This window comes from Bartonella sp. B12(2025) (assembly GCF_053795135.1).
The window spans coordinates 697,300-710,976 of the sequence record NZ_CP200031.1 but is presented as its reverse complement, the minus strand read 5'-3'; the positions used below and the strand labels follow the sequence as shown (position 1 = coordinate 710,976).

The following is a 13,677-nucleotide window of genomic DNA, read 5'->3' as shown; positions in this document are numbered from 1 at the left end:
TCAGGCATAAGAACTTGGAATGTAAAAAATATTCTCAGGAGACGCAGTAAAAATTTCGCATCCTTCATTTGTTACACCGATTGTATGTTCGTATTGTGCAGTAAGAGATCGATCGCGTGTAACGGCAGTCCAGCCATCAGATAAAATCTTAACCTGTGGTTTACCAAGGTTGATCATCGGCTCAATTGTAAACATCATACCTTGCTTTAGTTCTACTCCTTCTCCAGGATTTCCATAATGTAGAATATTGGGTGCATCATGAAAAAGCTGGCCGATTCCATGTCCACAAAAATCTCTCACAATGGAGCATCGTTCAGATTCTGCGTAGTGTTGAATGGCTGCACCAATATCACCTGTAGTTGCTCCAGGTTTGACGACAGCAATTCCTCTCATGAGACTTTCATGCGTTATTTTTATTAAACGTTCCGCAGCACGTCTAATTTTTCCAACGGGGTACATGCGGCTTGAATCCCCATGCCAACCGTCGAGAATAAAGGTCACGTCAACATTAACAATATCACCTTCTTGCAAGAGCCTTTTATTAGGGATGCCATGACAAACAACGTGATTGATGGACGTGCAGCATGAATGACCGTACCCGTGATAATTAAGGTCAGCAGGAAGAGCTCCTCGCTCGGCAGCAAAAGTAAACACAAAATCGTCAATTTTTTGCGTAGTGACTCCTGGCTTAATAATATTCGTAAGTGCATCTAGGCATTCCGCAGCAATGCGACCAACTTCACGCATTTTAGCAAAAGCGTATTCATCAAAAATGCGAATTTGTCCGTTAAATTTTAAGGACGTCTTATTATATTCAATATAATCAGTCATTGCTTTTTCTATTTTCTATTTTCACTCGATGAATCGGAAAAATACCTTTCGCATTTACGTGACATTTTACAGCGTAAAACTCTACCCCTGATTTTAATGCCAAATCAAATTTACGTCCATATGTTGGATCAAGATCATAACAGATTGTAAAAGATGAGCAATCTTCTCGTTGAATTACATAAAGCATAGCGGCTCTTTTTCCTTGTTGCACAATTTTTATGAGTTCTTCAAGATGGCGTGCACCACGTTTTGTTACGGTATCAGGAAATTCTGCTAATCCTCTTTGGCGAATAAAATGAACATTCTTAACTTCTAAATAACAGTCAGGGGTGATGCCGTTACGTAGAAGAAAGTCAACCCGTGATTGCGTACCATAATATTGTTCTTTCAAAATTGTTTTATATCCGTTTAGCTCCGGTAATAATCCATTTTGAATTGCTTCTAATGCAAGTTTGTTTGGTAAAGTCGTATTAATGCCAACCAAAGTATTATTTGCCTCAACAATTTCTAATCGATATGCGTATTTTCGCTTGGAGTTGTTGTTGTATGAAAGCAAAATATTAGAGTTTGGAGTTGTTAATCCAAGCATTGATCCTGTATTAGGAACTGACACGGTAAAGGTGTGTTGATCATCCCATTTAACATCAGCAAGAAAACGTTTATAACGACGGATAAGTTTTGCAGGAAAAAGTTTAGGAATAAAGAGCATGTTCCTTTCTTAAAATACATAATTTGATAATTCAACTCAGATTATAATTTTATAAATATTATAGCACGTTAAATAATGCACTGTTGATACAAAAACGTTCAAGTAACTCACATAACCGCTCTAAGGTCTAATAACAAAAGTTTGTTTTTCTTTTACAATTCATTGTTAATTTTTTTGAAGCTATTACTTCATAATAAATTCTGAATGAAAAAGTAATATTAACCGTAATTTATTATTAAAAAAGTTGTATTCAAAAAGTCAGCTATAGAATATAATGTATTGGAATTAGGTAGGATTGATGGCTGGAACCAATAAGAATCGTAAAAATTTAATAAATGGTCCAATTATTATTTTAGTCGAACCGCAACTTCCTGAAAATATTGGTATGGTAGCAAGGGCTATGGCAAATTTTGGGCTCTCTAAGCTTCGGTTAGTCAAACCTCGGGAAGCATTTCCAAATGAAAAAGCTAGAGCTGCAGCTAGTAAAGCAGATCATGTCATTAACGACGCAGCAATTTTTGATACATTGCGTGATGCGATTGCAGATTTGCATTATGTTTTTGCTACAACAGCACGTGAAAGATGTGGTTTTAAAACCGTGAAAAGTGCTGTTGAAGCAGCAGGTATGTTGCGTCAACGCGAGAATATTGGACATAGAACAGGTATTTTGTTTGGAAGAGAAAGGTGGGGATTAGAAAATGATGAAATCAGCCTTGTTGATGAAATTATCACTTTTCCGGTTAATCCTGCCTTTGCGTCACTCAATATTGCACAAGCGGTTTTGCTTATGTCTTACGAATGGATGAAATCAGGTTTGGAGGATGTCAGAGATACGGCTTTTCGTGCAACAGAGATGGAGCCAGCGAATAAAGCAACGTTTCACGGTTTTTTATCTCAATTAGAAGGAGCTTTGGATGTTCGTGGATATTTTAGACCCCCAGAACGCAAAGAGGTGATGCTTGCGAATCTGCGTTCTGTTTTTACGCGCGCTAATTTTAGTGAATCTGAGGTTTGCTTGCTACGAGGGATCATATCTTCACTGGATCATTTTTCGCCTAAGTTTCCGCGAGGAAGCGGTGCGCCCGCAGATCGTGAACGTAAAAAAATTTAAAACAAGTGTGAAAACTAATGGATGAACGGCCTATTCTTTTTTTTGATAGTGGCATTGGCGGTTTAACAGTGTTGAGGGAAGTACGTGCTCTTATTCCTGAAATGCAACTTATTTATGTTGCTGACGATGCAGGATTTCCTTATGGAAACTGGGAAGAAAGTGTTCTAAAAAACCGTATTTTAAGGGTTTTTACAAATCTTTTGGCACTCTATAATCCTAGCTTATGTGTAATCGCTTGCAATACTGTTTCTACACTGATGATGGCAGATTTACGACAGCAATTTCCCCATATTCTTTTTGTAGGAACGGTTCCTGCAATTAAAACAGCGGCCGAACAAACAAAAACTGGTTTTATCTCAGTATTAGCCACTCCTGGAACAGTTAAGCGTGCTTATACACATGAATTAATCAATTCTTTTGCTGCTCAGTATCATGTTAAGCTTGTTGGAAGTGAAAAACTTGCTGGATTTGCTGAAGATTATTTACGTGGAAAACCTATAGATTCTAGTGAGTTACGTCAGGAAATCCTTCCGTGCTTTGTTGAGAAAGATGGAAAATATACTGATATTATTGTTTTGGCTTGTACGCATTATCCTTTTTTGATTAACTTCTTTTATGAACAAGCTTTATGGCCAGTTGAATGGATTGATCCGGCAAAAGCTGTGGCTAAACACACAAGATCATTATTACCGGAAAAAGTGCGTCCCAAAAACGTAAAGAAACGTAAAGATTTTGCGTTATTCACATCGCAAAATATAACTTCTTCAACAGAGTATTTATTAAAAGGATTTAGCTTAAACGTTATGAAAGGAGTTGACTTTAAGGTGTAAGATCAATAAAAGTATTACAGCTTTTTCCTACGGGAAAATAGCATTAATTGACGTGTCCCGTGGATGGCTTTACATGTTTTATGTGTTGAGGTATTCTGTCAGTCTTTGTATTTAAAGGCAGAGGAGGGCGCGTTTCCTTGATATCTCATCATGAGATTTTGTTTTTTATTTTAAAGGAAATGCGATGAGCAAGCGCGAAACAACGAAATATAAAATTGATCGCCGTATGGGAGAAAATATTTGGGGTCGTCCAAAATCTCCTGTTAATCGCCGTAGTTATGGTCCAGGTCAGCATGGGCAGCGCCGTAAAGGAAAACTTTCTGATTATGGTGTGCAATTGCGTGCTAAACAGAAACTAAAAGGATTTTACGGTGATATTTCGGAAAAACAATTCCGTAAAACTTATGAGGAAGCCGCTCGTCGGCGCGGTGATACTGGTGAAAATCTTATTGGTCTTTTGGAATCGCGTTTGGATGCTGTTGTTTACCGTGCAAAATTTGTGCCTACAATTTTCGCTTCTCGCCAATTTATCAATCATGGTCACATCAATGTAAATGGTCGGCGTACGAATATTCAATCATACCGTTGTAAACCAGGTGATATTATTGAAGTTCGTGAAAAGTCAAAACAGCTTGTTTTGGTATTGGAATCTGTGCAGTTAGCGGAACGTGATGTGCCTGAATATATTGAAGCAGATCATAATCAGATGAAAGCAACGTTTACGCGTATTCCTGCTTTTGCAGATGTTCCTTATGCTGTACAAATGGAGCCAAATTTGGTTGTTGAGTTCTATTCTCGTTGATTGTTTGTCTTGAAAGAGGAGGGCTATCCCTTTATAGATCTTTTTTATAAATATTTAAAATTATTCTATTGCTTTGTGAGTGAAACTATATCAGGTCTATTGTCATTTTTTAAGACAATAGACCCATTTGGTTTTTTTTCTTTTTTAGATAAAAATGGTATAAGTTTCCAGGAATTTATCTATATTATTGCTTTAGAATGTATCCTGTATATTATGTATGTTTTGTCGTTTCTGCTATTTGTAGTTGGGTATTATAAAACTTACCTCTAATGTTTTTAGCTTGCTTTTTCGACTTTTAAAAATCACCATTGGAGTGTTTTTTATGAATTTTCTTAGTGTAATTGGTGAATGATTGTTTTTTTGTCTTGTACCCTTTAGTTAATACTTCTGAAGAGCATGTGAGAAGTTTTTTTAAGTTGTAAGAATTTTTATAATTTTTTTGGTAGTTAGGGTTGTTTCCACTATAATAGAGCTTTTAAAAGTTTATTATAATTATTCAACATTAAAGAAAATCAGTTTTAATCTATTTATAATTCTAAACTGCAATACCATGGAGATCATAAGCATCTGATTGTTCAATTTTAACGGTGACAAATTCGCCTGCGTGCAATGGTCTTCGTGATGATATATACACGGCACCATCTATTTCTGGAGCATCGTATTGGCTACGACCTTTAGCAATTTTACCCTGACTTTCATCAATAAGAACTTGGAGTCTTTTTCCGATTTTTTTCTTTAAAAGACGTGTGGAAATTTGTTTTTGTTTTGCCATAAAGCGATGCCAGCGTTTTTCTTTCACTTCTTCAGAAATTCTTTCTAAACCCAAATTATTTGCAGTAGCTCCTTTTACTTCTTCGTATTTAAAGCAGCCAGCACGTTCAATTTTTGCTTCCTCTAACCACTCAAGAAGTATGTTAAAATCTTCATCGGTTTCACCTGGAAAACCAATAATAAATGTTGATCGTAAAGCAAGATCTGGACAAATTTCTCGCCACTTTTCAATTCTACGGTTTGTTTTTTCCATAAGGGCAGGACGTTTCATGTTGCGCAAAACGGTTGGCGATGCGTGCTGAAAAGGAATATCCAGATAAGGAAGGATCTTTTTTGCAGCCATAAGTTCAATAACTTCATCAACATGCGGATAGGGATAGACATAATGCATGCGTATCCAAATGCCCATATTTCCTAGTTCGCGGCAAAGGTCGAAAAATTTTGTTTGTACTGTGCGATCTTTCCAAGAACTTTCAAGATATTTAATATCAATACCGTAAGCACTCGTATCTTGTGAGATAACCAAAAGTTCTTTTACACCAGCCTGTACAAGTTTTTCAGCTTCGCGAAGAACATCATTGATGGGACGTGAAACAAGGTTACCACGCAGAGTAGGAATAATACAAAAACTACATCGATTAGAGCACCCTTCGGAAACTTTTAAGTAAGCATAATGGCGAGGTGTTAAGCGGATACCTTGCGGAGGAACTAAATCGATAAATGGATCATGAACTGGAGGAATTGCTGTATGAACAGCTCGTATAACACTTTCATAGGCTTGTGGTCCTGTAATGGCCAATACATGAGGATGTGCTTGACGAATAACCTCAGGATCAGCACCAAGGCATCCAGTTACAATAACTTTTCCATTTTCTTTGAGGGCTTCATCAATATTGGCTAACGATTCATTCCGGGCAGAATCAAGAAAACCACAGGTATTCACAATAACGAGATCAGCGCCTTGATGCTTATGTGAAATTTCATAACCTTCAGATCGAAGCCTTGTAATAATTCGCTCAGAATCTACTAGTGCTTTTGGACATCCGAGGGAGACAAAACTAATACGAGGTGCTGCCATGATAAATCCTGCAACTTTTATAATGTTTAAATTTTTTTGCTGTTTTTACTTCATTAAGAATAAAAAATGCTTTTTAACTTTTATACATATGCAATACATTCTTTTCTAAAGTTATTTATTTTTAAAAATATTTTATGGGTGCATGTGCTTTACTAATAAATGTGACACAATAATTAAAAAATACCAAATAATTTTTTAATATTTACGAATAAGTCCGATAACTTTACCTTGTATCTGTACACGTTCAGATCCATATGTGTATGTTTCGTAGTGAGAATTTGCAGCTTCTAATACTATAGAAGCTCCTTTGCGTCGATAACGCTTTAACGTTGCCTCTTTTTTATCAATGAACGCGACAACAATTTCACCTGATGTTGCTGTATTTTGGCGTTTAACAATTATAGTATCTTTATTAAGAATACCAGCTTCAATCATAGAATCATCTTTAACTTCTAAAGCATAGTGTTCACCTGAATTAATCATATCTTGTGACAAAGAAAGCGTATTTGTTTGTTGCAATATAGCAGACGTAGGCATACTCGCAGAAATGCGCCCCATAATGGGAATAGTGATATTTTTTTGTTCTTCTGCTTCAAAAGTATCAAAGTTTTTTGATACTTTTCTTCCATTTTTTTCTATCATATTGGGAGAAATTTTACGAGCCAAAGAAAGATTAAATGTTATTTTATCGGGGAGTCGAATCACCTCCACTGCACGAGCACGATTTGGCAAACGACGTATAAAACCTCGTTGTTCTAAGGCTACAATAAGCTTATGAATGCCAGACTTTGAAGAAAGCTCTAATGCAATTCTCATTTCATCAAAGGAGGGGGGAATGCCAGTTTCTTTCATACAATTGCGAATGAACAAGAGTAGCTCATATTGTTTATATGTTAGCATTCAATATTCCAATCCAAAAGGAAGAAATTAAAATATATGTTTCTGTAATTATTCTATAAATTTTTTAGAGATGATTCAAAAAAATCTTTACTTTTTATTTTAAAAGTAAATTTAATAATTTAATATGTTATTATTTATATTAATAATAAATATATATAATATATATATTTTACTTTCTTAACTAAGATGAATTATTTTCAGTAAATTTATTTACAGCTAAAATATTGAACGCGATCTTTTTATCATCACTAGTGGTATTTTTCAGTTCACTTCAATTGTGTTAGACTTTTATTTCATCTCTGCTTTAGTTCTATATATTAATGGGTTTCCAAGTATATGCTCAGTGTGCATTCTCATATTTGAAAATGTGAAAACAAAACATTTAAAGAAATAAAAATAGATAATGTTATCTGCATAAGAATGATATAACATCTATATCTTCTGATAAATACACCCCCTTTTTCTCCAACCGTTACATTCAAGAACAGTGGAGATCACTGTTTTTTCTTATTTGCTTTGGTTATTTATAAAACTCAGTTTACCATTTTTACATATGTTACCTACTCCTCTTGTAATTTTGAATTATTCACTATTTTTGTTTTAGACGCTATGAATCGTTTTTTATGTTTAAATTATTACTTTTGCTCAAGCTTAAAAAGAAGAAAAACTTATATTTACCGTGATGAGAAAAGGAGAAAAAAACAGAAAAGTATTGATAACTAAACCTAATAATAATATTTTTTTTCGAAAGGTGTTGACCAAATGAAAAGTCGACCGTATGTTCCGCTTACTTTCTACAAGTGAGATGGCTTGTGTGGGAGCGCGTAGCTCAGCTGGTAGAGCAACTGACTTTTAATCAGTAGGTCCAGGGTTCGAATCCCTGCGCGCTCACCATATTTTGATAAAATCAATAGCCTACATAAAAGTGCGGGAGTCTTCGTTCTTTTTACACTAGAGGTTTATCTTTACCTATCCTGAGCCTTTTCTATTGATTCCATTGCCGACCATTTTCTATCAGCCATTTTGGTATACAGCGATGCAATACTGTTTTCTCTCAAGCCAAAAGCGCTTTAAGTTGTGATGCTGTTGCTTTTGCATTAGTTACATGTGTTGCTATTAACTTTCTTAATCCATGTGCCGATTTTAAAGCCTGTCCGCGTTACACGGCTCATAAAACAAGGTGCCAAAACTTTCTTTAACGAGCTTATTCACGCTTTACTATTAGTGAATGTTTTACCCCAATATAATCAGTTTTAAGGGGTTCTGTTAATTAAGAAAAATTTGAAGAAAAACATCTGTTTTAAATTGGCTTTTTTCTGTCTTTAAATGGATAATTATCTTTAATATCTTTTCAATCGATCCAAACCGTACCACCTACAGTACAGATAACATTAACCCATTCGCATTCATGTGTACCATGTGCCCAACGATGATAATATTTGTCGATACCTTCTTCTAACCATAGCGTGAATCCCCCTATATTAACAGACTTTAGCGGTTTTATGTTAAAAGCAAAATTTCTATTCAAGAGCATTATAAACAGTCCAATTAAAAAACATTTAAAGCCATTTAAAATGCTTAGTCTCTGCAGGGGTAGCGCGTCTCCTTTCTACTACGTCAAAAATATATTATTTTTCTACGCTTTTGTAAGCACGATCATCAATATGCTATAAGCATTACCTGTTTTGGGGTGCTGTGATTTTATTGATCTGAATGAGTAATTCTTTAGTAGGCTTGATTTCTAAAATCTCTTCTTCTTATTTTTTAACTTCTCTTAAAGCGTATGCAACATTTGATTGCGTTATGGTCAGTGAGCAATGTAGCATGTCCATTCCCCTTATTTATACGCAACTCATCCGTGGCGTGAAACACGCATTTGTTAAGATGGTTGTTTTGTTCTGTTAGAACTTTGTATTTTTAGGCTGTATGATCTTATCAAAGAATTCGTATTTTTCATGATTTAGAACTTCAGTTATCTGCAGATGGTTTCACTACCGAAAATTTTGGCACTACCGCAATAAATGCACTTTAAAAGCTCATTGCTAAAAACCTTTACATCACAGGAAAATCTAGCTTTCTCAGATACATGAGAACCATCATAAATCTGTGTATGGCTCTCTTTTCTCTCATTGTATGCATAAAGAATCATAATCATTTACATGAAAATAATATGATAACATACTGTTTTTATTAATATTTTTTTCGAACAGCACAAATATGTATAAATAAGTAATTGCTATTTATTGTAAAATAAGCAGAAGTATTCTGCTTATTCACAGTTTATATTATAATATTGTATTTTTTGTTAATACATTAATTTCTTGATAAAAAGTAAAATTTAAGGATAGCATAGGCGTATGAGGAGAATCATTTGAAATTATGAATGTTCCTATCGCATACAGAAGTGTGACGTGATCTTTTGCCGTGAATGCTTAATTTTTCTGTGAATACGTAATAAAAATAAGCGAGCTGAATAAATGATTTTAAATAGCAAAAAGAAGTTTACTTTCATTGTTAAATCAACATTTCAACTTGTTTTTGTGGTTGTCATTTCCCATTTGTTGGTATCTTGTTCCACAAACAAAACTGCGCATTTTGCAGTAAAAAACTCTGCTCATAATAAGGAAACTGATGCAAAGACTGTTATTTTTCCTCAAAAAACTTCAAGTGGAAAAAATCAATCAAAAGAAAAGAGGGGGGGGCGGGTTGTTGTCGGCAAACCTTACAAAATAAAAGGAAAGTGGTATTATCCCAAAAATGATCCAACCTATAAACGCGTGGGAGAAGCGTCATGGTATGGTTCAGATTTTCATGGACGTTTAACCGCAAATGGTGAAGTCTATGACATGAATCTCTTGACTGCTGCTCATCCCACAATGCCTTTACCCAGTTATGCTCGTGTTACTAACCTGAAAAATGGATCTTCTATCATTGTCAGAGTGAATGATCGTGGTCCTTTTATGAAAGATAGAATTATTGATTTATCAAAGAAAGCTGCGGAAATACTTGGTTATGCAAATGCAGGTGTAGCAAATGTTAAAGTGGAATATATTTCTGATGCGCCTGTTGACTATTATGATGGTGCCTATTTAATGGCTTCTTATACGTCAGAGAATTACGCTCTATCCCCACCAGTATTGGCGAGTATTTCAAAAGAGAGAGAAGATATCATACTAGAGAGATTGGGTGCGGATATTAAAAAACAATTGGATGAAGCTGCAATTGAACGAAATCAATTCAATAAAACTCTTTCAATAAGATTGCCGGAAATTGGTCCCATTTTGATCGATAAGCCGATGTTGCTTGATCAAGTAGCTTTTATAAATAAGCTAAGCAAAAGCATGAGAGCCAATTAATTATAATTGTTTTAAGAAAAAACAATGTTTGTTTCTGATTGTATATAGTTTTCAAGTTATAGATGATTACAAGTGGCTGATTGTAGCAAGACCTTCATTTGCAAATGAACAATTAGGTTGTGTGTTATTATGAAAAGATGACGCCTTAAAAACTTTATTATGCTTTTCGTACACTTAAAACATTAAAAATAAATCCTATTTGTTTTAATGGTACTTAGCAAAATAGAAATCTATTCTAAGTTTGTGGTGTTTTTTCAATCTTGAAAAAATAAACAAAGCTTTTCTGGTATAAGAGGACTGTTTATACTAACTCTTTAGATATGTGAGAGGCGGTTATGCATACAGCACTAAGGGTTTTATTTACCTTATTTTGGATGTTGACATTGAATGAGTGGGGGAGAGCACAAAGCTTTCAAAACTCTGCATCGCAATTACTGTTATTAGATAATGATACAGATACAATACTTTTTGAAAAACAGAGTGATGTTACTTTCCCCCCCGCTTCATTAGCAAAACTGATGACGGCTGAAGTCATATTTCATCAATTAAAAGAAGGATTGTTAACCAGTACACAGAAATTCAAGGTAAGTGAAAATGCTTGGCGCAAAGGTGGAGCGCCTTCCGGTACAACCACTATGTTTGCAAAAATAAAGACAGAAATTAGTGTTTCTGATCTTTTACGTGGTTTAATTATTGTTAATGGGAATGATGCTGCTATTATCCTTGCAGAAGGAATATCGGGAAGTGAGGCTGATTTTGCAAAGCTGATGAATCAGAGAGCCAAAACACTTGGATTGTCGCATAGCCATTTCGTTAATGCGACAGGACTTCCTGAAGAAGGGCAGTTTGTAACATTGCGCGATATGATCACATTAGCGCGTCATATTTTTTATGAATATCCTGATTATTATGCGCTTTACCGTGAACCTCACTTTACTTGGAATAAAATTTTTCAACGTAATAAAAACCCTCTTATTTCTAAGAAAATTGGTGTAGAAGGATTTGGTTTTGGTTACAGTGAAGAAAAAGGGGGTTCAATGGTTGTTTCTATTTATAAAAACCATCGACGTCTTTTTTTAGCAATAAATGGTTTGCAGGATGGTAAGGGAGATACAAAAGAAGTAGAACGCATTCTTCAATGGGGAATGAGTGCTTTTGATCTTAAAACGATTTTTACAAAGGGAGAGATAGTTGGTCGCGCTTCTGTTTATGGTGGGTCAGAAAATTCTGTTCCTCTTATTGTTAACAAGCCGATAAGCTTTATGCTTTCGAATGAAAAAAAAGTTAATGTTAAAGCGAAAATTAAATATCATGGTCCGTTGAAAGCTCCTGTTGCTTTAGGGCAACCAGTTGGTGTTATTCAAATTTCAGAAGGTAAAAAGCTTCTTCTTGAAAAACCAATTTTTTCTGGAGCCAATGTTCAGGAAGGAAGTTTCTTTGCAAAAACAAAAGATGCATTCTATGAGATAACAATTGGATGGTTACGGAAATATTTATAGTTACGTGCTTAAATAAGGGATGATGTTTATACGTGTCAGGTTATTTTATCACATTTGAAGGGGGAGAGGGAGTAGGAAAAACAACTCAAATTTCTTTGCTTGCTCAATATTTTTGTAGCAAGGGCTATGATGTTGTTACAACACGAGAGCCAGGAGGAACAGCAGGTGCAGAAGCAATGCGCCACATTTTGTTGTCAGGTCAAGCACAACATTATGGCTCCTTCATTGAAGCAACCCTGCTTACGGCAGCGCGTGCCGATCATGTTATCGAAGTGATCGCACCTTCCTTACAAAAAGGTAAGATCGTATTATGTGATCGTTTTATCGACTCTACGCGTGTTTATCAAGGTCTCAATGATAAAGTCAATTTGTGCACTCTTTCTGTCTTAGAACGTGTTGCTGTGAATGGGATAATGCCTAATCTAACGTTCTTGTTAGATATGCCAGCAAAGTGTGGTATGGAACGCGCAAATTTGCGAAGAAAAAAAGTAGAAACGATTGATTATTTTGAAAAAGATGAACTTAAAATCCAAGAACAAAGACGTCAAGCTTTTCTTGGATTGGCAAAACAGGAACCTCATAGATTTCAAGTAATTGATGCAACAGATGCAGTAGAAGTCGTTGCGCATAAAATAAAAAGTATTTGTCATCAGGTAATGTTGGATCATTTTCTATGAGTGATGTAGTAGAATCTTTACGCCAATATGATGATATTGATGCCGTTCTATCACCGTCACAGAATAATACCATCTTTGGTCATGAGGCTGCCCGTCATTTTTTTGTGAAAATGTGTAAGGAAGGGCGTTTACATCATGCGTTATTATTTGAAGGAGAACGCGGGATTGGAAAGGCCACATTGGCATTTCACCTTGCTTGGAATATTTTAAGTTCTCAAAAAGGTGATTTTCTGCAACCGGAATATAATTCAATCATATGGCGCCGAATTATGCAGGGTATTCATCCTGGTCTTTTATACATTTCACGTCGTTTTGATTTAAAGACGCAAAAATTCAAAACAGGCATACTCATTGATGATATTCGCGATATTTTGCATTTTTTAAATCAAACATCACAAGATAGTGGGTGGCGTATTGTTATCATTGATTCTGCAGATGATATGAATAGAAATGCTGCTAACGCAGTTCTCAAAATGCTTGAAGAACCTCCTGCAAAGACTTTATTCATTCTTATCACCCATTCTTTAGGAAGATTGCTCCCAACAATTCGTTCACGTTGCCAACAGATTTCCTTGCGGCCATTGCATGATGATGCAATGAAACAAGTCATTACACATATTTTTTCCAATCATGTAATGATCGATGAAAAAGCTCTTGAAATGATTATTAAAAAATCTAAAGGGAATCCTCGAAAAGCAGCTTTACTTATTTACCACGGTGGGCTTGAAATTATTAAAACCATTGATGCTCTTTTGGAAAAATCTGTTTGCAATTTATCTACGACACATACTTTTGCTCAAACACTTTCTTCACCTTCTTCTGGGATCCAATTTCAACAATTTTGCGATGAAATTCTTGATAAAATTCAAAAAAAAGCTATCATGCTGGCTGAAAAGGGAAATCTGACTTTCTCAAAAAAATGCGCGCAAGCATGGGAAGAAATTCATCAAGAAGTAAGGGAAATACAATTATTTAACCTTGATAAAAAGCAATTCATTATCAACTTGCTTTTTAAAGTTCATAAGATTATTCGTGAAAGTGAGCTTTTTCCGTGACAATATGATTGACAGACGTTATGTCATTATTATTTTTTATTGCGTTTCACAGCGAGTA

11 protein-coding genes, 1 tRNA gene and 1 pseudogene are annotated in these 13,677 nt (G+C 35.1%); 8 read left to right on the top strand and 5 right to left on the bottom strand.

The features are described from left to right. On the bottom strand, positions 1-831 hold the full coding sequence (gene map / locus V3564_RS03170; protein WP_455481364.1) for a type I methionyl aminopeptidase: 831 nt from the start codon (positions 829-831) through the stop codon (positions 1-3). After that, complete coding sequence (sfsA, locus tag V3564_RS03165) at positions 824-1,540, bottom strand: DNA/RNA nuclease SfsA (RefSeq protein ID WP_455481363.1); 717 nt, start codon at positions 1,538-1,540, stop codon at positions 824-826. Before sfsA ends, map begins: the two co-directional genes overlap by 8 nt. A 298-nt stretch (positions 1,541-1,838) precedes the next feature. Between sfsA and V3564_RS03160 the strand changes: the two are divergent. The 3 genes and pseudogenes from V3564_RS03160 (at position 1,839) to rpsD (ending at position 4,283) form a co-directional block, all read left to right on the top strand. Further along, positions 1,839-2,676 (top strand): annotated as a pseudogene (locus V3564_RS03160) (RNA methyltransferase). Next, a complete protein-coding gene (gene murI, locus V3564_RS03155) occupies positions 2,669-3,481 on the top strand; it encodes a glutamate racemase (protein ID WP_455481362.1) in 813 nt (270 codons plus the stop codon). The pseudogene V3564_RS03160 and the gene murI overlap by 8 nt, the downstream one beginning before the upstream one ends. 184 nt (positions 3,482-3,665) lie before the next feature. Then, positions 3,666-4,283, top strand: coding sequence for a 30S ribosomal protein S4 (gene rpsD / locus V3564_RS03150; protein ID WP_455481361.1), 618 nt, complete (start codon positions 3,666-3,668; stop codon positions 4,281-4,283). 535 nt (positions 4,284-4,818) lie between these two features. Here rpsD and rimO read toward each other — a convergent pair. Together rimO and lexA are read right to left on the bottom strand one after the other, a co-directional pair. Continuing rightward, positions 4,819-6,132 (bottom strand): 30S ribosomal protein S12 methylthiotransferase RimO, encoded by a 1,314-nt coding sequence (gene rimO, locus V3564_RS03145; RefSeq protein WP_455481360.1) that lies wholly within the window; start codon positions 6,130-6,132, stop codon positions 4,819-4,821. A 195-nt stretch (positions 6,133-6,327) separates the two neighbouring features. Further along, positions 6,328-7,032, bottom strand: coding sequence for a transcriptional repressor LexA (gene lexA / locus V3564_RS03140; protein ID WP_455481359.1), 705 nt, complete (start codon positions 7,030-7,032; stop codon positions 6,328-6,330). 818 nt (positions 7,033-7,850) lie between these two features. Between lexA and V3564_RS03135 the strand changes: the two genes are divergently transcribed. Beyond that, positions 7,851-7,926 (top strand) — tRNA-Lys (locus V3564_RS03135). A gap of 457 nt (positions 7,927-8,383) precedes the next feature. On the opposite strand, the gene V3564_RS03130 is transcribed toward V3564_RS03135, so the two are convergent. Then, positions 8,384-8,566 (bottom strand): hypothetical protein, encoded by a 183-nt coding sequence (locus V3564_RS03130; protein ID WP_455481358.1) that lies wholly within the window; start codon positions 8,564-8,566, stop codon positions 8,384-8,386. Between the two features lie 943 nt (positions 8,567-9,509). Here V3564_RS03130 and V3564_RS03125 point away from each other — a divergent pair. The 4 genes from V3564_RS03125 (at position 9,510) to V3564_RS03110 (ending at position 13,619) form a co-directional block, all read left to right on the top strand. Next, positions 9,510-10,388 (top strand): septal ring lytic transglycosylase RlpA family protein, encoded by an 879-nt coding sequence (locus tag V3564_RS03125; protein ID WP_455481357.1) that lies wholly within the window; start codon positions 9,510-9,512, stop codon positions 10,386-10,388. 335 nt (positions 10,389-10,723) lie between these two features. Then, positions 10,724-11,887: a D-alanyl-D-alanine carboxypeptidase family protein gene (locus V3564_RS03120; protein WP_455481356.1), complete on the top strand. Its 1,164-nt coding sequence runs from the start codon at positions 10,724-10,726 to the stop codon at positions 11,885-11,887. A gap of 32 nt (positions 11,888-11,919) precedes the next feature. Next, the gene (gene tmk, locus V3564_RS03115; protein ID WP_455481355.1) at positions 11,920-12,564 is read left to right on the top strand and encodes a dTMP kinase; all 645 of its coding nucleotides are present in this window, start codon (positions 11,920-11,922) and stop codon (positions 12,562-12,564) included. Further along, positions 12,561-13,619, top strand: coding sequence for a DNA polymerase III subunit delta' (locus tag V3564_RS03110; protein ID WP_455481354.1), 1,059 nt, complete (start codon positions 12,561-12,563; stop codon positions 13,617-13,619). The genes tmk and V3564_RS03110 overlap by 4 nt, the downstream gene beginning before the upstream one ends. Positions 13,620-13,677 lie beyond the last annotated feature (58 nt).

Bases quoted from the DNA above. Each gene is read 5' to 3' on its own strand.
- V3564_RS03125 (WP_455481357.1), top strand. From the start codon at position 9,510: ATGATTTTAAATAGCAAAAAGAAGTTTACTTTCATTGTTAAATCAACA.
- map (WP_455481364.1), bottom strand. From the start codon at position 831: ATGACTGATTATATTGAATATAATAAGACGTCCTTAAAATTTAACGGA.
- V3564_RS03130 (WP_455481358.1), bottom strand. From the start codon at position 8,566: ATGCTCTTGAATAGAAATTTTGCTTTTAACATAAAACCGCTAAAGTCT.
- sfsA (WP_455481363.1), bottom strand. From the start codon at position 1,540: ATGCTCTTTATTCCTAAACTTTTTCCTGCAAAACTTATCCGTCGTTAT.
- V3564_RS03110 (WP_455481354.1), top strand. From the start codon at position 12,561: ATGAGTGATGTAGTAGAATCTTTACGCCAATATGATGATATTGATGCC.
- lexA (WP_455481359.1), bottom strand. From the start codon at position 7,032: ATGCTAACATATAAACAATATGAGCTACTCTTGTTCATTCGCAATTGT.
- murI (WP_455481362.1), top strand. From the start codon at position 2,669: ATGGATGAACGGCCTATTCTTTTTTTTGATAGTGGCATTGGCGGTTTA.
- rimO (WP_455481360.1), bottom strand. From the start codon at position 6,132: ATGGCAGCACCTCGTATTAGTTTTGTCTCCCTCGGATGTCCAAAAGCA.
- V3564_RS03120 (WP_455481356.1), top strand. From the start codon at position 10,724: ATGCATACAGCACTAAGGGTTTTATTTACCTTATTTTGGATGTTGACA.
- rpsD (WP_455481361.1), top strand. From the start codon at position 3,666: ATGAGCAAGCGCGAAACAACGAAATATAAAATTGATCGCCGTATGGGA.